Below are 23,552 nucleotides of genomic sequence, written 5' to 3'. Positions count from 1 at the left end.
CTACAGGACACGCGTTTCATGATTGTCGACATCGTTTGGTGGAACCTCGACGGTTCCGGACAGAGCATCGAATCGCTGAAGGCGCGTGTGGACGACAGCACCCTCGCGCGCTGGTCGAACGTGCCGGGCTTGCGCGAGAAGCATTGGATCGCCGACGAAGACAGGAATCGTTGGGGCGCGATCATGCTCTGGGACGGCGAGCGTCCGCCCGCGCATCTACTGCCGCCGAACGACGCGCAGACGCTGATCGGCTTGCCGGTTGCCGAGCGGCTGCGTTTTTCGGTGCAGGCAAGCGCCGCGAGCGGTGAGATCGCGGCGCGCATGCGCGCGCTCGAACCGGCGGCATCGCACGCGAATACACACGCGGCGGCGCCGATCCATGCTTCGCATCCCATCGACTACATCGTCGTTGATGCCTTCACGCGCACGCCGCTCGAAGGCAACCCGGTTGCCGTCTTCCTGGTCGACGTTCCGCTGCCGGCGGAGCGCATGCAGCGGATCGCCCGCGAAATGAATCTGTCGGAAGTGGTGTTCGTGATGCCGCCGAAGCAGGGTGGCGACGTGCACGTGCGCATCTTTACGCCGGTCAACGAGTTGCCGTTCGCGGGCCATCCGCTGCTGGGCACGGCCGTGGCCCTCAGGCACGTCAAGGCGCAGGATCGCTTCGTGTTCGAGACGGGCATGGGGCTCGTGCCGTTCGAAGTGCGATCCGATGCGCCCGGCGAGGCTTACGTCACCATGCAGCAGCCGATCCCGGCGTGGACGCGCTTTGATCGCGCCGGGCGTCTGCTCGAAGCGCTCGGCGTCGAAGCGTCCGTGTTGCCCGTGGAGGCCTATCGAAACGGACCGCGTCACGTGTTCGTCACGTTGCCCGACGCCTCCGCACTTTCCGACGTGCATCCGGACCATCGCGCGTTGGCTGAGTTCGAGGATATGTCGGCCATGTGCCTAGCACCGGCGGGCGACCACTGGCGCTGCCGGATGTTCTCGCCGGCCTACGGCGTCGTCGAGGATGCGGCGACGGGCTCCGCCGCCGGCCCCATCGCCATTCACCTTGCCCGCCACGGACTGATTTCGTGGGGCGAGCCGCTGCATCTTCTCCAAGGCGTCGAGATCAAGCGCCCCTCGCACATGCATGCGCGGGTGAGCGGCTCGGAGCACCACATCGAGGCGGTCGAGGTCAGCGGTCACGGTGTCGTCGTCGCGCGCGGCCGCCTGGGCGTCTAGCGTCGCCCCCGCCTTTTGCCATCAAGAAAACACTGCCATGAACACCAGTCGATTCGAAAGCCTCACGGGACGCGTCGATGTCCTGTTCCCCGAATATGACGACCCGCCGTCCGAGCCGATCACGCTGCTCAAGCGTTGGCTCGCTGCGGCCGACGTCGCGGGCGTCCGCGAGCCCAAGGCGCTCGCGCTCGCGACCGCCACGTCCGACGGGCGCATGTCTTCGCGCATCATCGCGTTCTCCTCGATCGACGACCGCGGCGTGATTTTCTGCACGCATTCGACGAGCCGCAAAGGACGCGAACTCACGGAGACAGGCTGGGCCTCGGGCTTGCTGTATTGGCGTGAAACCGGGCAGCAGATCATGATTTCCGGCCGGGCGGTTCCGCTCGAGGAAAGCGAGAACGACAAGCTCTGGTTCGGACGCGCGGTGCCGATGCACGCGATGTCGAGCGCCTCGCACCAGAGCGACGAACTCGTCGACCGCGAAGCGCTGCTCGCGCACGCCGCCGAGCTGCTCGCGCTTGGCGTCGCGTTGCCGCGGCCGCCGCGCTTCGTCGGTTATCGGCTCGAGCCTCACGAGATGGAATTCTGGGCCGCCAGCTCCGACCGGCTTCACCGGCGCCTCAGATACGAACGCAATGGCGACGCTTGGAAAACCATGCAACTCCAACCTTGATTCTCTTGCGGATAAGGAACCTGTCTGTGTCTACTTTCGATATTCCGGTTGGCGTCGGCCAAACCGCACTGTTCATTGCCTGGCAACGTCATGCCGAAAGCCTGCGCCCGGATGCCTTGTTTCACGATCCGTTCGCTGCGGCGCTGATCGAGCACCTGGCCGGCACGCCGACGCATGAGCACGTCAGCGAAGTCGCGCGGCGCGCGAACTTTCCGCAATATTTCGTTGTCCGCACGCGCTACTTCGACGATGCCATTCGCGCGAACCTGAGCCGCGGAATACAGCAGGTCGTCACGCTGGCCGCTGGCATGGACGGCCGCGTGGCGCGTCTGGCCTGTCCGTCCGGTACGCGCTGGTTCGAGCTCGATCTCGACGACATCATCACTTTCAAGCGCGAGCTCATGAAACAGGCCGGATTGCCGCTGCAGTGCGATTGGCGGCCTATCGTCGCCGATCTGACCTCGGATTGGGCGAACCCGTTGCGCGTGGCCGGCTTCGATCCCGCCAAGCCCACGATCTGGCTCATCGAAGGGCTGCTGATGTACCTGCGCGACACGGACTGCGATGCGCTGATCCGTCAGGTGGCCGACCTGTCGGCGCCGGGCAGCGCGCTCATGCTCGAGCATCTCGCCGCGCGCATGATGAGCGACGAGGGCAAGGAAGCCCGTGCGCGCGTCGAATCGCAGGGCGCTCGTTGGCTCTCGTCCCGCGACGATGTGCGCGACTGGCTCGGCCGATACGGCTGGACGGCGACCGTGCATGCCTCGGACGATCCGACGATAGCCTACGGCCGCAGCGTCGCGCGCATCCCGGCGGGCTGGTTCGCCTCATCGACGCGCACGGCGCCCGGCGGGAGCGGATCATGAATCTGTCGATTCCCATGCGGCGCGACGTGCGCTTGAAGGCGAGGCTCAAAGGCCTGCCGACACCGGACGATTTCGAAATCGTCACCGCCGCCGCGCCGGCGGCGGGCCCCGGCGACGTGCTGGTGCGCAATCGCTATTTCCTGGTCTCGGCTTCCTTGCGCGCGATGATCAGCGAAGGCGCGGAAGACGTGCCCGGTGTGCCGTTTCCGTGTTTGTCGGCGGGTGACGCGCTGATGGGCGAAGCGCTCGGAGAGGTGGTGAGCGCGCCTGCCGACAGCGGGTTGTCGTCCGGCGACATCGTCACGCACTTCCACGGGTGGCGAGACTACGCGGTGGTGCCCGCATGGGGCTGTCAGCGCGTCGGTGAGGCGCTGCCCGAGCCCGCAGGCTATCTCGGCTACCTGGGGCACGGCTGGACCGCCTACGCGGCGCTGACGCGCGGCGTGACGATCCGTCCGGGCGACACGGTGTTCGTCACGAGCGCGGCCGGTGCGATCGGCGCGATGGCCGGACAGATCGCGCGGCGGCTGGGAGCGTGGCGCGTGATCGGCAGCACGAGTTCGCGCGAAAAGGCACGACGGCTGGTTTCCGAGCTTGGGTATGACGCCGCCGTCATGCGTGGCGGCAGCACGCCGTTCGCAGAGCAGTTGCTCGAAGCGGCGCAGGGCGGCATCGACGTCCTGATCGATTCGGTCGGCGGCGAACAATTGCAGGCGGCCGTCACGGCCGCCCGCGAAGGGGCGCGCTTCCTGATCCTCGGCGCGCTGTCGGGCCAGCTTGCCGCGACGGGAACGGGGCGGACCGCGCCTGCCGAAATCGATACCGTTCAATTTCTCCTCAAGCGGATCACGATGGTGGGCTACAGCGCCGACGCCAATCCGGAGGCGAAGGGCGAATGGTTCGAGCGTTTCGCGCAGTGGCTGCGCGCCGGCGAGATCGTGTTCCCGCATACGGTGATCGACGGCCTCAATGACGCGCCGAGGGCGTTGTGCGAAACGGCCGGCGGACGTTATCTGGGCACGGTACTCGTCAAGCTGTAGCGCTACGGCGCGTGGGCGTCGCGTGCATGCCAGGCGACGACACCCGTTCGATCGGCAGCATTTCATTTTGGGAGTGGAACTGTGGAATGCAATCTCTCTTCGGCGCGTGTGGCCGAGAATTGGACGCCGGCTTCCTGGAAGACGAAGCCGGCGTTGCAACAACCGGTTTATCGCGATGCGGCGGCGCTCGACCGCGCCTTGACCCAGCTACAAGCACTGCCGCCGCTCGTCGCCGCATGGGAAGTGCTGACGCTCAAACGCAAGCTCGTAGACGCTGCAGAGGGACGATGCTTCTTGCTGCAGGGTGGCGACTGCGCGGAAAGCTTCGCCGATTGCACGGCGCCGATCATCGCCAATCGGCTCAAAGTGCTGATGCAGATGAGCCTGGTGCTCGTGCATGGCTTGATGCTGCCAGTGGTTCGGGTCGGCCGCTTTGCCGGCCAGTACGCCAAGCCGCGCTCGGCGGATACCGAAACGCGCGACGGCGTGACGCTGCCTTGCTACCGCGGCGACATCGTCAACGCCCGCGCTTTTACGAAAGACGCGCGCGAGCCCGACCCGCAGCGCCTGCTCGAGGCTCATTCCAGATCGGCGCTGACGATGAATTTCGTGCGCGCGCTGAGCGATGCCGGTTTTGCCGATCTGCACCACCCCGAACATTGGGATCTGGCCTGGGCATCGCATTCGCCGCTTTATGGCGAATATCGCAAGATGACGCACTCGATCGGCGAATCGCTGCGCTTCATGGAGGCGCTCGCGGGCGAGCCCTCCGACAGCGATGCGAGAGTCGATTTCTTCACGTCACATGAGGTCCTGCTGTTGAACTACGAAGAGGCGATGGCGCGGCAAGCGCATCGGCATTGGGGCTGGTTCAACCTGTCGACGCATTTTCCGTGGATCGGCATGCGCACCGCGCAACTGGACGGCGCGCATGTCGAATATTGCTCCGGTATCCGCAACCCGATCGGCCTGAAAATCGGGCCCGGGTTGAGCACCGACCAGTTGCTGCGCACGATCGACGCGCTGAACCCCACGAACGAGGCCGGTCGTTTGACGCTAATCACGCGCATGGGCGCGGCTAAGATCGAAGCGGAGTTGCCGAAGCATCTGCATGCCGTCAAGACCGAGGGCCGGCGTGTCTTGTGGTGCTGCGATCCGATGCACGGCAACGGCGAAACGACCCCGGGCGGCGTGAAGACACGGCGTTTCGAGAACATTAACGCTGAGCTCGAGGCTGCCTTCGACATTCATGCCGCCTGCGGCACGCATCTGGGCGGCGTGCATCTGGAACTGACCGGGGAAGACGTGACCGAATGCCTGGGCGGCGCGCGCAATCTGACTGAGGCCGATTTGGCCCGCGCTTACAAGTCGACCGTCGATCCGAGGTTGAACTATGAGCAGTCGCTGGAGATCGCGATGCTGATTGTGCGCAAGTTGGGTACGACGCCGGTTGCCGAAATTGGCGCCGAGCGGCACACGGCGTATGCATAGCGAGGCGGTATGCAGCAATTCGGTCGGATGACGGCGAGCGTTGCTACAGGTACTGCCAAGTTGTTCGATAGCCGTGCGCGGAAGGGGCAAGGTGAGCCCGCCAGCGATTCGCTTACGTGACCGAGCGGGTGCACGATGCCCGTTCCCAGGCCGCCTTCGCCTGGGAACGGGCCACGCGCTTGCGTTTCGCATCCCGATGATAGCGGCCGCCCATGAACAGATTGGAAACCTGGCCGTGCATGGACGCGAATCGCTGCAGTTGACACGCTGATTTGAAACGGCGCTTCCCCTTCTCGCGCACGCGAGTCGGTTGGTGCGAATTCTCGGCGCGGTTATTCAGCCCCTTGTGCTGCCGGTGCTCGGCACTCAGGCCGAGTGCGGTGTTGGCCGCCGCGTCGCTGCGCAATTTGTCCGTCACGATGACGCGCGGGCGGCCGTGGCGCTTGAGCAGCTTGCGCATCAGTCGCTTGGCCGCCGCGGTGTCGCGCTGGCGCTGAACCAGGACATCGAGCACCGCGCCGTATTGATCTACGGCTCGCCAGAGCCAATGCTTCACGCCGCGAATGGTCATCGCGATCTCGTCGAGGTGCCATTTGTCACTGCGGCTCGAGGCCGTGGAACGGATGTGCCGGGCGATCGCCAGACCCAACTTCATGGCCCCGCATCGCACCGTCTCATGGGTCAGCTCGATGCCCCGTGCCGCCAGCATTTCCTCAACCATGCGCAGGCTCAGCGGAAATCGGTAGTTCAGCCACACCGCGTAGCTGATCACGTCAGGTGGGAAGCGGTAGCCTTTGAACGAGATCGGCGAATCAACGCACGGCTGGACGGCATCGGTCGATTTCTTCATGCCCTACTACACAAGCCTTCGCACAACAACCTGACAATACCCGTGGCGTCGTTGACATTCGCGCGGGTCAGGATCGCGGCGAGCGGCGAGCGGCGTGCCGTTGACGCCGGTGACGATGTGGTGCTTGGAACCGGGGCACGCTCGATCGGTAGGTTTTGGCCCAGTTTTTGTCCCGCTCCAATGGCGCGAATCGATGATGAATCGACAGCGGCTCGCGAGAAGTCGATTTGGTCTACTGCTCGCAGCTTCGCGAGCCACAACCCGTGCAGGCGATCCCATACACCCGCAGTCTGCCAATCGCGCAGCCGTCGCCAGCATGTCAGGCCCGAAGCGCAGCCCATCTCGGCGGGCAGGTCGCGCCGGCGCAGTTTCGTCTCGAGAACGAACAGGATGCCGCTCAGCGCGGTGCGATTCGAAACAGGCAAGCGGCCTGGGTTCTTCTTGCGCCGCGGCTTGGGTGGCGGCAGTAATGGTTCGACCAAGCTCCACAGTTCGTCGTCGATGATCGGCTTGCCCATCTCCTCGATCTCGGTTGCTCCGATGCCTGAGGGTAATAGGTAGCCGCGAAAGTTAACAGCCCCACAGAGCCTTTTTGAAACTGTCTCGAAGAAAAACACCTTCATGAGCGGCGCGCGAGGCCCGTTTCCCGTCTCCCCATGCCGCGAAACCGCGCCGATCCGCTTCGTTCCGTGTCGTGCCGTCGGCGGACGCTATTATTCAGGCATCCTGAAGCCTGATTGATCGCTGGTCGGGCGGCTGGGGCTTCGGCTGCTTCGTGTACGGCATCCCAGCGGACCCGGCGCCGCACGGGATCGGCTTGGCCTGCCTGCGGGTGCTCGCCGGGCCCCACGGCTACCGGTTCACGCGCCTCGTGCCCTGGGCGGGCGCGGCGCGTCTCGGCTGCGGAACGGCCGCGGCTTTCGATTGCCTTCCGGTTCGAGCGGCGGATGTAACAGCTCTGTCGCTTCGGTAACGAACGGCATCGCCCGTGGACCGGGCGTCGCCCCTCCGCGCACAATGGCTCGACTCGCGCAGGGAGCGCGGCGTGTGCGGCAGGCCGATCCGGCCGGCACCAGCCGCTGCCTGGCGCGTGGATTCAAAACCAGGAGATCGATGATGAAACGTCTGTGGATTGCTGTCTCGTGTGTGGGCCTGCTGGCCGTGGCCAATGTCGCCGACGCGGCGGGTTGCCTGAAGGGAGCCGCCGTGGGCGGCGTGGCCGGTCATGTCGCCGGTCACCACGCCGTGCTGGGCGCGGCCGCGGGCTGCGCGATCGGCCATCATCAGGCGGCCAAGAAGGCCAAGGAGGCGCGGGCCGCGAGCGAGGCGGGCGCCGCGCCGCGCTCGTGATCGCGCTCGGACGGCGGCGCGTCGCGCACGAGCGCCACCGCGGCGGCGAGGCACGGCGCGACGCGCGCGCTCGAGCCGGGGTAAGCCGACCTAGCCGTAGCGGTCCGATGCGTGTCCAGCGGCCCGCCGCGGCTCAGCCGGCGAGCGGCGTGACCTGGATCGCGTGGCTGCCCGAGGCCACGCTCAGTCGCGCGCGCTTGAGCACCGGGTGGGCGGGCGCGCTGCCGTCGGCGATGAGCGGCTTGACCTTGGTGTAGACCACCGAGAACGCGTCGGCCGTGACCATGGCCGACGCGTAGCCCTGCGCGTCGTGATCGGCGAACGCCAGGTCAGGGTTGAAGGCCCGCAGCGCGGCGTCGAAGCTCGCCCCCTCGGTGACGCCGAGCAGCGGCAGCAGCGCCTGATACGGCGTGCCAGCGGTCTGCGGCACGATATAGCTGTAGAACGACGCGCTGCTGATGCCGACGGTGACGAAATCGATCAGCACCGGCGTGCCGGCGGCCGGGTCCGGCTGGTTGCGCACCACGCCGGCCTGGAACGCGTGCAGGTTGCCCGTGATGGCCACCACGTTCGACACCTTGGCCTGCTTCAGGAAGCGAGCACGGCGGCCTTGTGGGTCGGGTAGCCGTCCCACGAATCGCAGTTCATCACGTCGTCGTCGGAGCAGGCGGCGAGCGTGCCGGTGGCGGCGGTCCATGGTTGATTTCGCGTTGTTGTCAGCGCAACGACAGCAAAGAGAACGTATTACGTCAGCGTGACCGCCGGCATGCCCGGTCGCGCCTCGGAACAAGCGGGTGTGCCGCGCGCTCGCGCGCCACCGGCGGGCTTCATGTCCGTCGCGAGGCGGGTTGCGTGCGGCTCGCCCCGTCTACGCCGGCCTCAACGGCCGCGCGCGAGCAGGCGCTCGCCGGCGTCGCGCAACACCACCAGCCGGCCGACCGGCACCATCATCGCGCCGCCCAGGCCCTGCAGCGTGCGCGCCGCCGTGAACGCGGCCAGGTTGCCGCTGGCCGCGCACAGCAGCGAGGCCAGCGTGAACGTCACGATCGCCGTCGCGAACACGCGGCGCGCGCCGAACCGGTCGGCCAGCCAGCCGCTGATCGGAATGAACACCGTGAGCGCCACCGGATAGGCCGACACGCCGATCGACAAATGCGCGGCCGCCGTGCCGAAGTCGCGCGCCATGTCCGGCAGCGCCGTCGCGATCACGTTGGCGTCGAGGCTCTCCAGGAAGAACACGGCGGCGACGAGCAGCGCGGTGGCGGTACGGCGGCCGAGCGTGAGGCGCATGGCGGCGTGCCGAAGGGGAGCGGCGATGAGGCTGACCTGGCGGCCCGCGACGTGACGGGCGGCGGTGACGGGCGGCGGTGACGTCGCGATGTCGAGCGCCGAGTACACCGGCGGCGCGAATCAGGCGTGGCGACGGATCGGAAGGGGGCGGCGTGGTGGCCGCGGCGCGTGAAGCCGGCGGGTGCGGATGGGCCGTCGGGCGCCGCTGGATCGATAGGGAGCGCACGCGCCATCCCCAGTTGCATCGGGCCGCGCAAGCCCCGCGACCGGCGCCGACGGCTCCGGTTTGCCGGCCTGCCCGCGACGGAGGCGAGCCGCCTTGACCGGGCAAGCCCGCGCATGCTATCAACGCGCCTCTAGCGAGAGGCCAGCGCTAGGGTTGTCAACATCACTTCTAAAAACCATGTCTCGGGGACACCGAGAAAACACGCAGAGCGATTCAATGAAAAAGACCATACGCGCCTTCCAGTTTGTTTACACCGTGCTCGCCATAGTGGCGCTTTCGGCATGCGGCGGCGGTGACGATGCCGCTACGCCGGCCGCGTCCGCCCCTGCGGCTTCCACTCCCGCCGCGCCCGTGCCGGCGGCGTCCACGCCGTCGGCCTCGACACCGCCCGCCGCCCAGGTGGCATGCCGGCCCAGCGGCAGCTTCACTTACTCGGGGTCCGCCTCGCAGGTCGCGGCGAGCAACGGCCAACTCGCGGTGGTGGTCGTGCCGACCCTGCCGAAAGCCAATTCGAAGGGCCGCAACATGACGGCGCCGAACGCGCCCGCCTCGAGCCAGATCCAGCAGGCGAGCGGCGCGTTCACGACGCTCGCCTCGTCGGCCGCCGCGTCGGATTGCCTTGGGATCGACGACGGCGGGGTGGTGTCCGAGATCCAGAGCGTCGGCACCGACGTGGCGATCGGCCGGTGGAATCAGGCGATGGACACGGACGGCAATACCTACACCATGGAGCAGGGCGTCCACTACGCCGTCGGGACGCCGCTGGCCTTGGCCGCGAAAAGCGGCACGCTCGCCTGCACGCAGCTGATCGCCGACAAGGTGGCGAACGCCGTGGGCGGCCCGAGCGGCACGCTCAATACGAGTTCGGCCACGCTCGATCTCGCGGCGGGCACGCTCGACAACCTGAATCTGTCGATGAGCCTCAATGGCACGCCCTACACGTTCAGCAGCACGCAGACGCCGCTGAACGGCGCCGCGACGAGCGGGCAGTTGTCGGTCCAGTCGGTGGTGGTCGGTCATGACGCCGCGCAGCCGCTGATCGCCGTCGGCTATTCCGCCACGCTGCCGGACACGACGGGAATCGGGGGCGTCGTGGTGTTGTGGTGCAAGTGAGCCGGCGCCGCTGAGATGGACGGCCGATGCGTGGCGCACCGCTGCGAGCAAGGCGCAATCGGCCGACATCGAGCTCAATCGCTTTCACGGGCGCGCGCGTGACTCGCCTCGCGCGCGCGCCCGCGATCCAGCGCCGAACGTCAGTCGGGCCGATGCCCGGCTGCGAGATGTCTCGCAGGGATTTTCAATCGATTTTAAATCTGCCGATTGCCGATGCCAGAGCATTGGCTTGCGTCTGCAAAGCGGTCGATGCGGCTGCCGTTTCCTCCACCAGCGCCGCGTTCTGCTGGACCATCGCGTCGAGTTGCATGACCGCGTGATTGACCTCCTGAACCCCGCGCGTCTGCTCGGTCGAGGCGCGGGCAATGCTGGAGATGATCGACTGAACATTTTGGGAATTACTGACGATCTCGCTCATCGTCTCGCCGGCTCGACGCACCTGCGAGGATCCCGCGGCGACGCGCGAGACGGTCGCCTCCACCAGTTGCTTCACCTCGCGGGCGGCCTGCGCACTGCGCTGCGCAAGGGTGCGAACCTCGTGGGCGACGACTGCGAAGCCTCGGCCCTGTTCGCCTGCTCGCGCGGCTTCCACCGCCGCGTTGAGCGCGAGAATATTGGTCTGAAACGCGATGCCGTCGATCACGCGGATGATCGTGCCGATCTGGCTGGACGCATGCTCGATCTCGCTCATGGTGCCGACCGCGTCGGAGACGATCTCGCCGCCACGCGAGGCAATTTGCGTGGCGAGATTCGATCGCTCGTCGGCCTCGGTGGCCGCGGCGGCCGACTGGTCGACGGTTCCCGAGATCTGGTCCATCGAGGCGGCGGTCTGCTGCAGGCTGGCTGCGGCCGATTCGGTGCGCGTCGACAGGTCTCGACTTGCCGAGGCAATTTCATTCGCCGCGGCGCCCACCGATTCGCTCGCGCCACGAATCTCCAGCATCACGCCTTGAAGCTTGGCCACGAACTGGTTGAAAGAGCGCGCGATGTTGGCGACTTCGTCGCGGCCCTCGTCCCTCAGGCGCTGGGTCAGGTCGCCGGTGCCCGCGCCGATTTTCGCCATCGCTTGGCAGACGTTGCCAAGGCGGCGGAACGCGGTCGCGGTAATCGCCGTGCCGATGACGGAGGCCACGCCGACGATAACGAGGAGGGCCACCACCGAGGCACTCAGTAGCGAGCGCATGCCAGCCGTGGCCTCGGACTCGTCGAGCGCGACGATGACGTCCCAGTCGGTTCCCGGCACGCTTTGCGCACGCACCAGCTTCGTCCTCCCGTCGACCACAATCTTCATCGGCGCGGTTCCCGGGCCCGCCGATCCGGTGATGACGCTCATGAAATCGGCGGCAACGTCGGTGACCGGCTTGAGCCTTAGCTTCGGATCGGGATGCGCGATGATGCGGCCGCTGCGATCGACGAGCATGCCGAAACTCGACGGTGTCGGATGGATCGATTTCACGTTTCCAACCACGCTGTCCAAGGCAATATTGCCATCCAGCACGGCCTTCACCACGCCGTCGCGTATCACCGGGATGCCCAGCCCCACCAGCAGCGCGCCACTGGTGCTGACATAGGGGATCGCAACGGGCTTGCCGCTTTGCGCGGCGGCCTGATACCAGGGGCGGGCTGTCGGGTCATAGCTGGAAGGCGGGTGCGGCCAATCGTTGAACTTCGCGGTTTTGTCGGGGTAACCAACGCCGACGTCGAAGAATCCCCCCGCGACGGCGATCTGCTGAAGCATGGGGAGAGGGTCGTTCGTGAGAACGACGTCTTGTAGCGACGCGATCATCTGGGTTTTCCCCGCGATCCACTCGCCGATCTCGGCGGCGTGATCGTTGGAGGACGAAGTCAATTCATGGGCGATCGAAGCCTCCATGCTCGACCTCGCTATCGAATAGTCCGTCGCGGTGCTTGTGAGGACTGAAAAGACGACCAGCGCGACGCACGCGAGAACGACGCGGGCACGAATAGACGACAGCATCTTATGGCCTCCGAATTTCATCACGTGATTTGCGTACCCAGGTGCGCCCCCCGTCAGGCGCGAAAAAGCGAACCGCAGACAGAGACTGCCGGCGGAAAAACTGCATCAGAGACGTGGTCTGCGCGCGATGCGCCGTTAGGTCGGACGAAAAATCGCGTACACCTTCGCGACCGGCTCGAGACTTTCCCAACTGCAGCTTGCACCTTGCTCGACAAGAAAAATGTCGCCGCGATGAAAGCTTGCACGGCGGCCGCTTGCGTCGACAAACGTCACGCTGCCCTCGAGCAGGTGCATGAGCTCATAATGGTGATAAAGCATGGCGGCGCGATGATAGGGAGTCGAATCCCAGGTCCCGCAGCTGAATTGCCCGTCGGCCGAACGGTAGTCGGTCTGATTGCGGCAGCGCGGAGTCGGCGTGAGTAGCAGTTCCGCGAGAGGCGCGCCCGATGGCGCCAACTGCGGCGCCCGGTCGATCGGCACGATGGCGGGGCCGGCGCCGGCGCCATCGCTGCCCTGGTAGCGCATGAACGGTATGGAGACAGGCCCTGGCGCCGCCCAGGAGTACGCCGCGCCCTTGACGTAGCACCGCGCTTTCGCCGGGCCGCAGCGTGAGCGTCTGGCCGCCTTGGGTGAAGCTTATCGTTCCGTCGGCGACGACGACGAATTCGTCCGCGGGTTGGAGCGATACGGTGCCGCTGCCTTGCGCGAGCGTGATGGCGCCGGCGCTTACCGGCCCAGGCGGCAAATCGAGGAAGCGGCGGCTGGCAAGAAAGCGGTCGTCCCCATGCAAGTCGCGAGACGCGCTGCCCTGGCTTGCCTGCGACGCGAATTCCCGCATATCGATGAACGAGCGATGGCGGCCTTGCAGATCGGCCGGTCGCGGCGGATCGGTGAGGTCATCGTCGGATGGGTCTCGCTCGCCTTTCACCTTGCTGGCTCCTGTCGGCGTGCCGAATGATCGATGCACTGCAGGGTTTTGCCGAATCTGACGACGGTCACGCCGGGCCGCAGTTGGCGCAGGGACGGCATGACGAGGACGCAGTCGTCGTAGGGCGTGGTAACGGCCTGTCCGTCTGACCAGCCGATCACGGTGCCGGCGCTCGGCAGCACCTCGAGGCCCGTGTACGGCCCCGCGAAACGAAAATCCATGCTCCGCGCGACCACGGGTTCCGTGACGCGCACGACGCGCATCTCGCCTGGAAGGGGGGAGATCCATCCGGCCGGCAGGTCGCTGCTGTCGGCGACACCGGCCAGCAGCAGAAAGCGGGCGGCGCAGTCGCGGGCCACCGTGACCGCGCTGCTCTCCCAGTGCTGCCCGCATTCGACGAGGAGGGCGTTTTTCGCGCTGGCTTGATCGCCGAAGCCTCCGTAGTCGCGCATCCTCCGTCCTTCGGGGTGGCCTTCGTCACAGATGACCGTGCCCGGCGTGCCCAAGGCTATCGCCAACTCGGTGCCCTTTGGCAGCGGGCCAGCCACGATCAGCGGCGCGCTCTTTTCGTGCATCGAATGCAGATCGAGCAGCCAATCGACCGTGTCGAGCACGGGCCGCATCGCTCGGGCGCGATCGAGTTCGGACGAGCGCATCGCGAGATCGTCGAGCGTCGCGGCAGCCCATACCCGATTGAAGTCCTGGTCGACGAAACGGGCCTGGTCCGGCACCGCGGGATCGAAGCGCGCATAGGCGGCCACGTTCGCGAACGACAGCGTGAGGCTGCCGCGACGCGGGCGCAGCCGCGCGCGCAGCAGTTCGTCGACGACGATCGCTCCGCATACCTCATTGCCGTGCGTGAGAGCGTTGATCATCACGTGTGGGCCAGCCACGCCGGAATCGAACGTATAGACGTAGGGGACGCCCCGATTGCCCGCGGCATGGACGGAGATATCGGGAAAGTCGATTTCGATCGGATAGGCCGCGATCGTCATGCCAGGCCTCCCTGACACAGGTATTTGATCGACAGATAGTCGTCCAGCCCGTACTTCGAGCCTTCGCGGCCATAGCCCGATTCCTTCACGCCGCCGAACGGTGCCGCTTCCGACGCCAGCACCCCTTCGTTGATACCGACGATGCCGGCCTCGAGTGCGCGTGAGACGCGATCGATGCGCCGCAGATCCTGGCTGTAGAAGTACGACGCCAGGCCGAATGGCGTATCGTTGGCGGCCTGCACGGCCTGCTGTTCGGTATCGAATGCAAAGAGCGGCACGACGGGACCGAACGTTTCCTCTTCGAACAGCAACATATCGGATGTTGCATCGGCGAGCACCGTTGGGGCGTAGTACCGAACTCCCAGCTCGGTGAGCACCCTGCCTCCCGCCAACACGGACGCACCATTTGCGACGGCATCATCCACGTGGCGCTCGATTTTCTCGATCGCACGCAAGTTGATCATCGGGCCGACCTGCGAAGCCGAATCGCTGGCGGGGCCGACGCGCAACTCGGCTACCCTGGCGCTCAACATGGTGGAAAAGCGCGGGTAGACGCTGCGCTGGACGTACACGCGGTTGGGGCTGACGCAGGTCTGGCCGCCGTTTCGGAATTTGGCGGCAAGCAGGCCCGTCACGGCCGCCTCCAGGTCTGCGTCCTCGAATACGATAAACGGCGCGTTGCCGCCCAACTCCAGGGAAACCTTCTTCAGCGTGCTGGCCGATTCGCGGGCGAGATACTTGCCAACCGGCGTCGAGCCCGTAAAGGTGATCTTGCGAACCCGCCCATCCGCGAGCCATGCGCCGACCGCCTCGACGGCCGACTCGCGCGAGGCCGAGATCAAATTGAGCACGCCCTCGGGCACGCCCGCTTGATGCGCGAGCATCACCAGCGCAATCGCGGTGAGGGGCGTGTCCTCGGCAGGCTTCGCGACGACCGTGCAGCCGGCGGCCAGCGCCGGCGCGATCTTGCGTGCGATCATCGCCAACGGGAAATTCCACGGCGTAATCGCCGCCACCACACCGATGGGCTCCTTGATTGCGCTCATGCGCTTGCCGCGCTGCTGCTCAGCGATGAGGTCGCCGTAAATGCGCGTGGCCTCCTCCGCAAACCATGCCACATAGGACGCGCCGTAGGCTACCTCGCCGCGGCCCTCGGCGAGCGGCTTGCCTTGCTCGAGCGAGATGAGGGCGGCAAGCGCTTCTTGTTGCTCGAGGATGAGAGCATGCCAGCGGCGCAGTATCGCCGCGCGTTCCTTGGGCAGCATTGCGCGCCACGCGGGCAGCGCCGCGGCGGCGGCGTCGGCTGCCGCACGCGCATCGGCGGGGCCGCTATCGGCCACCTCGGCGATCAGTTTTCCCGTGGCGGGATCGGTGACCGCGAAGCGGCGTCCGCTCGCCGCGGCGACCCAGCTCCCATTGATGAAATTCTCGGCGCGGATCAGTGCGCGCGCTTGCTTTTCTAGATCGAGGCTCATGAGATCGCTTCCTGTGCGTGAGTCGGTGCGGGCGAGCAACGCATCGCGTTCGGCGTCGCCGGCGAATCATTCGGCGTGCTCGATGACCAGGCAATGAGACGGATCGCGGACGGCTCGCCGGTGGCTGGCCAGGCGCGAAACGCAGGCGCTGGCGCGCGCTGAGCGCAGCGCTCGGCCGATACTGCCGCGCGCTGCGGATCGGACTCGCCCGGCACGGCCATCGCCGCTTACCCCATCGCCTGGTTGAGGATTCCGAATACGCCGTATCTCGCGTCCGGTGCGCCGCGGTGTGGCTCGGCCGGCGCGTTGCGCACCATCTTCACCACCGTGTCGACGCGCTTCAAGCCAAGCGCATCCAGCCAAGCGCCGAGGCCGGCCTCGCCTGGCACGTCGATGCGCACGAATTCACCGGAGTAGATCGCGAGCCAGTGGGAGATCAGCGCCTTGGCGCGCGCATCGTCTGGCGACCGTGCCGCCACGACCGGGCCGATGGCGTAACCGCGACCGAAGCCGCGAGCGAGCGAAAAACCCAGCAGTTCCCCGTCGCGCTCCAGCACGACGCCCTGCGCAACGTCGAGCAGCATGGGGATGATCTCGCTGCGGTCCAGCCCGCTCGCGCGTGACGCCAGTTCGATGACCCGTGGGACGTCATCGCAGCTCAGCGCACGCAATCGCTCTGCCGAGGGCGGTTCGACTCGCGCCACACGGTTGACCGTGCCTTGATGCTGATCGAGCGTGCCGCAGACCTTGAAATCGAGTTTTTCATAGAGCGGCTTGCCGGCGGGCGTGGCATGCAGGAACGTGACGCGCTTGCCGAGTGCGCCGAGCACCCGCTCCATCAATTGCCGGCCGATGCCGCGCCCCTGTGCTTCGGCAGACACGATCACGAGGCCGAGCGTGGCGCGATCGCTGCCGTATTTCCAGTAGAGTGCGGTGCCGATCACCACGCCCTCGTCCAACGCCACGAATCCACCGCCGGCCGCGAACATCCATTGCCAATCTTCCGCGCGATGCGGCCAGCCGGCGGCGAGCGACAGCGCATGGGCCGCGCCGAGGTCGGCGGCTTCGAAAGCACGGAAGGCCGGTGCCTTCTGGACGGGTGGTGCAGACACGGGAACTCCTATAGCGGCATGCCGGGCTCGACATGCACCATCGCCGCGAAGCGGGCCAGTGCATCGCTGCCACCTGAGTGAGCCACCGCCGAGCGTTCAACGGAATATGGCATTATTCAATATAATGATCAAGAAATTCCTGCCGCCCAGCGCTGCCGACGAACGGGCAGGCCGGCTCGGGTCGAAGGCGGGCACGAGCGGATGAGCGAATGAAGCGCGACTGCGCGGGGCCGAGGGTATTGAACAGTTCAACAGGGGTTTGCATGAAGCCAGCACAGGTTAAGAAGAAGGACGTAACGGAACTCCGTCATTCCGACGTCGGAGGCCGCCTGCGGGCCCTGCGCGTCGAGCAAGGCTTGTCGGTCAACGAACTTGCCATGCGCGCCGGGGTGTCGGTCGGGACGGTGAGTCAGGTCGAGCGCAACAAGGCGAACCCGTCGGTGCGCATTCTCGAGCGCCTGAGGCAGGCGTTGTCGGTGCCGCTTTCCGCGCTGCTGGAAGACGAGGGCGCCGCCTCGGACCCGGTGGTGGGCGACTTCGTGCGCAAGGCCGACGAGCGGCCGCTGTTCGATGTCGGCAAGCAAGGCATGCAGAAAGAGCTGCTATCGCCGCCCGGAGATCACGACCTCAAGATGATGATCATCCTGCTGCCCGCAGGCGCCGGCTCCGATGAAGTGCTGGTGGGCGTGGGGGAGAAAGCCGGGCTCGTGCTCGATGGCGCCATCGTCCTGAATGTCGGCGATCGCCGCGCCGTGCTGCGCGCAGGCGATAGCTTCCAGTTCAAGAGCACCGTGCCGCACAGCGTGCGCAACGAGGGCGCCGAGACGGCGCGCGTGCTGTGGGTCATGAACACGCAGCCACCGGTCCTGCATCTGTGAGTCGCCCGCCCGGCGCGCCGCGCGCCAGGGCGGGGCGCCATGACCTGTTGCATCGCCGGTTCGTGCGATGCGGCGCGGGCCCGGCCGTCTCGGCGAACGGTTGTGCTGGCTGCGTGAGCGGCGCTCAGGCAGCCTGGCGGGGAACGAAATCTTCCGCGCCGCACAACGAAAACTTCCGCTTTTCTTTTTTGACCGCTGGCAATTCATGGTTGGTTCATTATACTGAAACTCGCCTGAGGCCTGTTCATTGCATGTCCCGCGATCGACAAGCCGTGTAACTTGCGGTGACGTGGGGAGCGAAGCCAGGCGTCAGCGCCGCTCCCGATTTTGAGGCTAGCTAGAGCATGTCCATCCCGCCACTCGATTTTGATCCGGCTACCGTGTCGTTGCCACAGGGGCACTTCATTGGCGGAAGGCATTATTCAACCGATGAGACGCTGATCCCTGTTTACCGGCCTTCCGATGGCCGGCTGCTCGGCCATATCCCCGATGCCTCCGCCGACACGGTCGACCATGCGGTCAGCAACGCGTTGCAGGCATGGAAGGCGAGCGACTGGGCGACGCGCGCGCCACGCGAGCGGGCCAAGGTGCTGTCTCGCTGGGCGGAGCTGATCGATCGGCACGCGGTGAGCCTTGCGCAGTTGGAGGCGGTGGGTTCGACGCGCCCGGTTGCCGAGGCCTATGCGTCCGATGTGCCGTTCACGGCGGAAGCGATACGTTTTTTCGCCGAACTCGCCGACAAGCTCGGCGGCGAGTTCGCGGCAACGCGCCGTGACAGTGCGGGATTCGTGGTCTCGGAACCCTATGGCGTGGTCGGTGCGATCACACCATGGAATTTCCCGCTGTCGATGTGCTCGTGGAAGTGCGGGCCGGCGCTCGCCGCCGGCAACGCGGTGGTACTGAAGCCGTCGGAACTGACGCCGTTCTCGACGCTCAGGTTGGCCGAACTGGCAATCGAAGCGGGTGTCCCGCCCGGCATCTTCAATGTCGTGAACGGCCGCGGCACGACGACCGGCGCCGCGATGACCCGCCACCCCGATATCGCCAAGATCAGCTTTACCGGCTCTACGCGAACCGGTGCCGCGATCATGAGCGACGCGGCCTTGCATGGCACGAAGCCCGTCACGCTCGAACTGGGGGGCAAGAGCCCCCAGCTGGTGTTCGAGCACGTACCGGACATGGCGCATGCCGCGCGCTGCATCGCGCGAGGGTTCACCGCCAATGGCGGTCAGGCATGCGTCGCTGGTACGCGCCTGATCGCGCACCGGCGCATCGTCGAGCCGCTGCTCGACGCGGTGCAGCGCAGCTTGGCGCATCTCGCCCCGGGAGCGCTATGGCGAAGCACGACAGGCTATTCGCCCATCATCAACCGCAGCCAAGCCGAGCGGATAGACGCGCTCATTGACGAGAGCCTGGCGGGCGGTGCCGAGCTCGTCTTCGGCGGCGGCTACTTCGACGATACCGACGGCGGCTGCTTCTATCGGCCGACCCTGTTGGCAAATGTGACCGAATCGACGCCTGCGGTGCAGCAGGAATTGTTCGGACCGGTGCTGACCGTTCAGACCTTCGAGGACGAAGAGGAAGGCATCGCCTTGGCGGGCCACCCGACATACGGGCTGTGTGCGGGCGTCCACACGCGCGACATCGGGCAGGCGATGCGCGCGATGCGCCGGATTGCTGCCGGCACCGTCTGGATCAATCGCTATGGCCGCAGCGCAGACCTGATCATTCCCACCGGAGGATTTAAGCAGTCGGGTATCGGGAAAGATCTGGGGCGCCAGGCGCTGGAAGCCAGCCTACGATACAAGAGCGTGCTGATCGACTTCGACCGAATGTGACGGTGAGCAGCCGTTGAACGGCACCGCATTGAATGCGTTTCGGCATGTAAAGGCAGGCGAACCTCTTGTCGGCATGCTTTTGCAGCACGTGGATAAAGAAACTTCCTCAAGGATAGACCATGTTCCAACCTACGCCGCACCGTGCTTCGGGCAAGCACGCCAGTTTCTTCCAGCGCATTCTCGTCACCGCTGCCTTGGCGGTCGCCGCCGCGTTGGGAGCCAGCCCGGCATGGGCAGCGCAACTGACGGTTTCCGCCGGAACCACGCCGTCCAGCATTCCCAACGCCTTCTTGAACATCAAGACCAATCAGATCGAAGGCGTCATGCCGGACGTCATCCGCGCAATCGGGCAGCGTGAGGGGTTCGGCGTTTCATTCAACGTCATTCCCTACTCCGCCTTGATCCAGTCGGTCGTCTCCGACAAGATCGACCTGATCGTGGCCGGAATGACGCCGACGTCGAGGCGGGAAGAGGTGATCGATTTTTCTCAGCCCGTGGCTTTCTTTGGAAAGGGCATCATCGTCAGCGCCAACGACAAGCATGCTTACCGGACGATTGACGACCTGAAGGGCACGGTGGTCGGCGCCGGCGCCGGCGAGGAAACCTCGGAGGAACTCGCGAAGCTCGGCATCTTCAAGGAAGTGAAGTTGTACAACAATGCCGCCGATATGGCCCGCGATGTCACGCTTGGCCGGATTACGGCAGCATTCAATGATTATCCGATCTGGAAGGCGCAGGAGGCGGCCGGTACGCTGCAGGGCTGCCGTGTGGTGGACGGATTCAAACCGCTCCGGCAGGTCCCGATTGCATTCGGCGTGAAGAAAGGCAATACGGCCTTGCTGTCGAAAATCAACGATGGCTTGGCAAAGATCAAGGCGGACGGGACGTTGGACAAGATCCTGAAGAAATGGAATTACGTCGATTGACGTGCCGGATGTCAAGCGGGCCTGGTGCGAGGGCATAGCGGCGCGGGTCTTTTGCCGGGTCGAGCGGGACGCGCTCCGACTCGCCGGATGCACCGGGGTACCAACGGTTCGTCAGGAGACGGCCGGTTTGCCGCATACTCCGAGTGCCGCTATCGAGGTCATCTGCTCTCGATGGCGGCAGCGCAGACGGCGCCGTTCTCGAAGTGCGGAAAATTATTAGGAAAGCAAAGCATGCGTTGGAGCGATATCGTCGAATTCGTCCCCATCCTGTTGCAAGGGGCCGGGCTGACCGTTTTTATCACGATCAGTTGTCTGGTTCTCAGTACGATGCTGGGTCTCGTCTGGGCGCTTCTGAAGATGTCGCGGCACGCGCCGGTCCGGCGCGCGGCAGCCACGCTGATCAACGTGGTGCGTGGGCTGCCCATGATCGTGCTGCTGTTTTATATCTACTTCGTACTGCCCTCGATCGGGCTGCAGATGAGCGCCCTGCAGGCGAGCATCGTGGGCTTGGCCTTCGGGTATTCCACCTACGTGGCCGAAATCATTCGGTCCGGCATCGAATCCGTCGATCCGGGCCAATACGAGGCAGCGCAATCCATCGGCATGGGGCGCGTCAAGACGATGACGCGCGTGATTCTTCCTCAAGCCATCAAGGTCGCGTTGCCTCCTTACAGCAACACGCTGGTATCGATGCTCAAGGATTCGTCGCTGGCATCGACGATCACCGTTTCGGAGATGACGCGTCAAGGCTCGCTGATCGCGGCCGCGACTTTCCAGAATCTCGAGGTCTACACGCTCGTCGCGATCGGATATCTCGCCATGAGCCTGCCGTTGATGAGCTTGACGAAGGCACTCGAACGGCGCTTCGGCAAGCACAAGGTGAAGTGAGGCTGCAAATGATCGAGATCAAGAACATACACAAGAGCTTTGGCGACGTGCCCGTGCTCAAGGGCATTACCTTGGGCGTCAGGGAGGGCGAGGTCGTGTGTCTGATCGGCGCGTCGGGTTCCGGCAAGTCGACCCTGCTCCGATGCATCAATGCGCTGGAATCGTACGATTCGGGCGAGATCAAGCTACTGGATCAACTCGTCGATCAGCGCTCGCGTCATATCCATCAACTCCGCACCCAGGTCGGCATGGTGTTCCAGCGGTTCAACCTGTTTCCGCACCGTACCGCCGTCGAAAACGTGATGGAAGGGCCGGTGCATGTCAAGCGCGAGCCGGTTGCGCAAGCCCGGCGCGAGGCGATCGAATTGCTGCACAAGGTCGGCCTGGCCCATAAAGTCGACGCTTATCCGCATCAGCTGTCGGGCGGCCAGCAGCAACGCGTGGCGATCGCGCGGTCGCTGGCGATGAAGCCGAAGGCCATGCTGTTCGACGAGCCCACGTCGGCATTGGACCCGGAACTCGTGGGCGAGGTGCTGGGCGTGATGCGCACGCTGGCGCGCGAAGGGATGACGATGCTGGTCGTCACGCATGAAATGGGCTTTGCCCGGGAAGTGGCCGATCGCGTGTGCTTCCTGCATGCGGGCCTCATCATCGAGGAGGGCAGCGCCAAGGAGGTACTGGGTTCGCCGCGCGAAGCCCGGACTCGGGAGTTTCTGCGTCATGTGTTGACGCAGCGCGCCGAGGGTCCGCACGCGAACGACGGCAGCACCGGAGCCGCGGCATGACCGGCGGCTGCGTCAATCGAATGAGGGAAGTCTGAAATGCTGCTGGTCGAAGAAGTGTACGACACGCCCGAATTTTCAGGCGCCGTCGACGTGGTCGTAATCGGCGCGGGGATCGTCGGGACCGCTACCGCCTACGAATTGGCGCGACGCGGTGTGTCAGTCGCCCTGATCGACAAGGGCATGGTGGGCGGGGAGCAATCGGGGCGCAACTGGGGCTGGGTTCGCCAGCAGAATCGCGACCTCTTCGAGCTGCCGCTTGCCATGCGCAGCCTGCGCCGCTGGAGCGAGTTGCGCGATGAAATCCAGATCGACCTGGGTTTTCGGCGCGAAGGTATTCTTTACGCCAGCAACGACGCGAAGGCCATCGCTCGATGGGAGGCTTGGTGCAGGCAGGCGCGCGAAATCGGTTTTGTCAGTCATCTGCTCAGCGCTCACGAAATCAACAGCCGTGCTCCACAAGGCGGCCCCCGCTACGCCGGGGGAGTCTGGTCGCCCGACGACGGCCGCGCGGAACCTTCGCGCGCGGCCTCGGCCCTTGCCGAGGGTGCGAAGCGACGGGGGGCCGTGCTTTATCAGAATTGCGCGGCACGCGGCCTGGAGCTCAGCGCCGGGCGTGTCGGCGGCGTGTGGACGGAGCGCGGCCTGATCAAGGCAGGCGCGGTGGTATGTGCCGGCGGTGCGTGGAGTTCCCGCTTTTGCAAGCGTCACGAGATCGACCTGCCGGTTGTCAACGTGATTGGCACGACGATGCGCACGTCCGCGGCGGCAAGCGTGATCAACGGTTGTTTCAGCGGCCCCGGGTTTGCGATCCGTCGCCGGCTGGACGGCGGATATACGCTGGCTGTTCCCGGTTACGGGCGCATCGACCTGGCACCGCTCGGCCTGCGAAACGCGCTACGGTATCGCCGCAATTACCGCAACGAGATTGGCAAGAAGCTCAAATACCGGCTTGCCAAACCGTGGTTCGACGGTCCCGAGGCATCGGCGAGCTGGCAATTCGATCAGGTCTCTCCGTTCGAACGCTGCCGCGTGCTCGACCCGAAGCCCGATCTCGAGTTCGTGAAAATCGCGTTGGACAACGTCAGGCGCGCGATTCCCCAGTTGTCCGAACTGAGGGTGGTGCACGCTTGGGCCGGGGCAATCGACACCACGCCCGACCTGATTCCCATCGTCTCCGACATCGCGGCCTTGCCGGGATTTTATGTGGCGACCGGATTCAGCGGCCATGGGTTCGCCTTGGGCCCGGCGGCCGGAGAACTGGTCGCCGATATGGTGATGGGGGCGAAACCGCTGATAGATACCTCGCCGTACCGATTGAGCCGTTTCACTGACGGCACGTTCATCAAGACCCCGGAAATGATGTGAGGGCGCATGTCAGCGGCACTGCGCTTCGCCTCGTCAGCGGTTGCGCGAACGCGGCATCGAGCCCGTGATCGCTAGGCCGCGCATCGCGCATGGCAGGGGCTGGGCAGCTTTCGCCGGATGGTCGAACGCATGCAGGCCAGGCTGCGCGGTTTTCGTCGACGCCGCGTTTGCTTCGAGCCTCGTGGACAGTCACGAAGCGTTCCTCGCATTCGGCCGGCGCGCCGGCAGCGGGCGCCGGCGCGGCGCAGAAGGCGG

The 23,552-nt window shown here is 65.6% G+C and carries 21 protein-coding genes and 3 pseudogenes; 15 read left to right on the top strand and 9 right to left on the bottom strand.

Annotation, left to right across the window (positions count from 1 at the left end; translation table 11 throughout):
• Positions 1 to 18 precede the first annotated feature (18 nt).
• The 5 genes from KS03_RS09540 to KS03_RS09520 all read left to right on the top strand — a co-directional run bounded on the left by KS03_RS09540 (position 19) and on the right by KS03_RS09520 (position 5,300).
• On the top strand, positions 19 to 1,227 hold the full coding sequence (locus KS03_RS09540; RefSeq protein ID WP_012733723.1) for a PhzF family phenazine biosynthesis protein: 1,209 nt from the start codon (positions 19 to 21) through the stop codon (positions 1,225 to 1,227).
• The gene (gene phzG / locus KS03_RS09535) at positions 1,193 to 1,903 is read left to right on the top strand and encodes a phenazine biosynthesis FMN-dependent oxidase PhzG (protein ID WP_230674373.1); all 711 of its coding nucleotides are present in this window, start codon (positions 1,193 to 1,195) and stop codon (positions 1,901 to 1,903) included. The genes KS03_RS09540 and phzG overlap by 35 nt, the downstream gene beginning before the upstream one ends.
• Positions 1,876 to 2,769: a class I SAM-dependent methyltransferase gene (locus tag KS03_RS09530; RefSeq protein WP_232252163.1), complete on the top strand. Its 894-nt coding sequence runs from the start codon at positions 1,876 to 1,878 to the stop codon at positions 2,767 to 2,769. Before phzG ends, KS03_RS09530 begins: the two co-directional genes overlap by 28 nt.
• Entirely contained in the window at positions 2,766 to 3,809 is a 1,044-nt protein-coding gene (locus KS03_RS09525; protein WP_012733726.1) for an MDR family NADP-dependent oxidoreductase, read from the top strand. Before KS03_RS09530 ends, KS03_RS09525 begins: the two co-directional genes overlap by 4 nt.
• 81 nt (positions 3,810 to 3,890) lie before the next feature.
• The gene (locus tag KS03_RS09520) at positions 3,891 to 5,300 is read left to right on the top strand and encodes a class II 3-deoxy-7-phosphoheptulonate synthase (RefSeq protein ID WP_012733727.1); all 1,410 of its coding nucleotides are present in this window, start codon (positions 3,891 to 3,893) and stop codon (positions 5,298 to 5,300) included.
• A gap of 112 nt (positions 5,301 to 5,412) precedes the next feature.
• Here the strand turns inward: KS03_RS09520 and KS03_RS09515 are convergent, their stop codons facing one another.
• Together KS03_RS09515 and KS03_RS29785 are read right to left on the bottom strand one after the other, a co-directional pair.
• Complete coding sequence (locus KS03_RS09515) at positions 5,413 to 6,150, bottom strand: IS6 family transposase (protein WP_012733728.1); 738 nt, start codon at positions 6,148 to 6,150, stop codon at positions 5,413 to 5,415.
• 23 nt (positions 6,151 to 6,173) lie between these two features.
• Positions 6,174 to 6,668, bottom strand: a pseudogene (locus KS03_RS29785) (IS5 family transposase); the annotation flags it as partial.
• A gap of 598 nt (positions 6,669 to 7,266) precedes the next feature.
• Between KS03_RS29785 and KS03_RS09510 the strand changes: the two are divergent.
• Entirely contained in the window at positions 7,267 to 7,500 is a 234-nt protein-coding gene (locus KS03_RS09510) for a hypothetical protein (RefSeq protein WP_012733730.1), read from the top strand.
• Positions 7,501 to 7,633: 133 nt separating this feature from the next.
• Here KS03_RS09510 and KS03_RS09505 read toward each other — a convergent pair whose 3' ends face one another.
• Complete coding sequence (locus tag KS03_RS09505) at positions 7,634 to 8,134, bottom strand: alkaline phosphatase D family protein (protein ID WP_230674371.1); 501 nt, start codon at positions 8,132 to 8,134, stop codon at positions 7,634 to 7,636.
• Between the two features lie 254 nt (positions 8,135 to 8,388).
• Positions 8,389 to 8,790, bottom strand: a pseudogene (locus tag KS03_RS09500) (MFS transporter); the annotation flags it as partial.
• A 442-nt stretch (positions 8,791 to 9,232) separates the two neighbouring features.
• On the opposite strand from KS03_RS09500, the gene KS03_RS09495 reads away from it, so the two are divergent.
• The gene (locus KS03_RS09495) at positions 9,233 to 10,129 is read left to right on the top strand and encodes a hypothetical protein (protein ID WP_045678757.1); all 897 of its coding nucleotides are present in this window, start codon (positions 9,233 to 9,235) and stop codon (positions 10,127 to 10,129) included.
• Between the two features lie 184 nt (positions 10,130 to 10,313).
• Here KS03_RS09495 and KS03_RS09490 read toward each other — a convergent pair whose 3' ends face one another.
• Positions 10,314 to 12,107: a methyl-accepting chemotaxis protein gene (locus tag KS03_RS09490; protein WP_012733732.1), complete on the bottom strand. Its 1,794-nt coding sequence runs from the start codon at positions 12,105 to 12,107 to the stop codon at positions 10,314 to 10,316.
• Between the two features lie 135 nt (positions 12,108 to 12,242).
• Positions 12,243 to 12,632 (bottom strand): cupin domain-containing protein, encoded by a 390-nt coding sequence (locus KS03_RS32730; protein WP_017432238.1) that lies wholly within the window; start codon positions 12,630 to 12,632, stop codon positions 12,243 to 12,245.
• 100 nt (positions 12,633 to 12,732) lie between these two features.
• On the opposite strand from KS03_RS32730, the gene KS03_RS32725 reads away from it, so the two are divergent.
• Positions 12,733 to 13,065 (top strand): hypothetical protein, encoded by a 333-nt coding sequence (locus tag KS03_RS32725; RefSeq protein ID WP_017432239.1) that lies wholly within the window; start codon positions 12,733 to 12,735, stop codon positions 13,063 to 13,065.
• On the opposite strand, the gene KS03_RS09480 is transcribed toward KS03_RS32725, so the two are convergent.
• From KS03_RS09480 to KS03_RS09470, 3 genes are all read right to left on the bottom strand, one after another.
• Entirely contained in the window at positions 13,032 to 14,030 is a 999-nt protein-coding gene (locus KS03_RS09480; RefSeq protein WP_012733733.1) for a M14 family metallopeptidase, read from the bottom strand. The genes KS03_RS32725 and KS03_RS09480 overlap by 34 nt on opposite strands.
• Positions 14,027 to 15,505, bottom strand: coding sequence for an NAD-dependent succinate-semialdehyde dehydrogenase (locus KS03_RS09475; RefSeq protein WP_012733734.1), 1,479 nt, complete (start codon positions 15,503 to 15,505; stop codon positions 14,027 to 14,029). The genes KS03_RS09480 and KS03_RS09475 overlap by 4 nt, the downstream gene beginning before the upstream one ends.
• A 227-nt stretch (positions 15,506 to 15,732) precedes the next feature.
• Positions 15,733 to 16,617, bottom strand: a complete 885-nt coding sequence (locus tag KS03_RS09470; RefSeq protein WP_012733735.1) for a GNAT family N-acetyltransferase — start codon at positions 16,615 to 16,617, stop codon at positions 15,733 to 15,735.
• A gap of 263 nt (positions 16,618 to 16,880) precedes the next feature.
• Here KS03_RS09470 and KS03_RS09465 point away from each other — a divergent pair, with 263 nt between their 5' ends.
• From KS03_RS09465 to KS03_RS33340, 7 genes and pseudogenes are all read left to right on the top strand, one after another.
• Entirely contained in the window at positions 16,881 to 17,495 is a 615-nt protein-coding gene (locus tag KS03_RS09465; RefSeq protein ID WP_012733736.1) for a cupin domain-containing protein, read from the top strand.
• Positions 17,496 to 17,839: 344 nt separating this feature from the next.
• Positions 17,840 to 19,333 carry an aldehyde dehydrogenase family protein gene (locus KS03_RS09460; protein WP_012733737.1) on the top strand — a complete coding sequence of 498 codons (1,494 nt, stop codon included), beginning with the start codon at positions 17,840 to 17,842 and terminating at the stop codon, positions 19,331 to 19,333.
• Positions 19,334 to 19,452: 119 nt separating this feature from the next.
• Positions 19,453 to 20,259 (top strand): ABC transporter substrate-binding protein, encoded by an 807-nt coding sequence (locus KS03_RS09455; RefSeq protein WP_012733738.1) that lies wholly within the window; start codon positions 19,453 to 19,455, stop codon positions 20,257 to 20,259.
• A 231-nt stretch (positions 20,260 to 20,490) separates the two neighbouring features.
• Entirely contained in the window at positions 20,491 to 21,147 is a 657-nt protein-coding gene (locus KS03_RS09450; RefSeq protein WP_012733739.1) for an amino acid ABC transporter permease, read from the top strand.
• Between the two features lie 8 nt (positions 21,148 to 21,155).
• Positions 21,156 to 21,932, top strand: coding sequence for an amino acid ABC transporter ATP-binding protein (locus tag KS03_RS09445; RefSeq protein ID WP_012733740.1), 777 nt, complete (start codon positions 21,156 to 21,158; stop codon positions 21,930 to 21,932).
• A 36-nt stretch (positions 21,933 to 21,968) separates the two neighbouring features.
• On the top strand, positions 21,969 to 23,297 hold the full coding sequence (locus KS03_RS09440) for an NAD(P)/FAD-dependent oxidoreductase (RefSeq protein WP_012733741.1): 1,329 nt from the start codon (positions 21,969 to 21,971) through the stop codon (positions 23,295 to 23,297).
• A 31-nt stretch (positions 23,298 to 23,328) separates the two neighbouring features.
• Positions 23,329 to 23,511, top strand: a pseudogene (locus KS03_RS33340) (IS5/IS1182 family transposase); the annotation flags it as partial.
• Between the last annotated feature and the right edge of the window lie 41 nt (positions 23,512 to 23,552).

Source organism: Burkholderia glumae LMG 2196 = ATCC 33617 (assembly GCF_000960995.1).
GTDB classification, from domain to species: Bacteria; Pseudomonadota; Gammaproteobacteria; order Burkholderiales; family Burkholderiaceae; genus Burkholderia; species Burkholderia glumae.
Note: the sequence above shows the minus strand (reverse complement) of the source record. Positions and strands in the feature narration are given on the sequence as shown.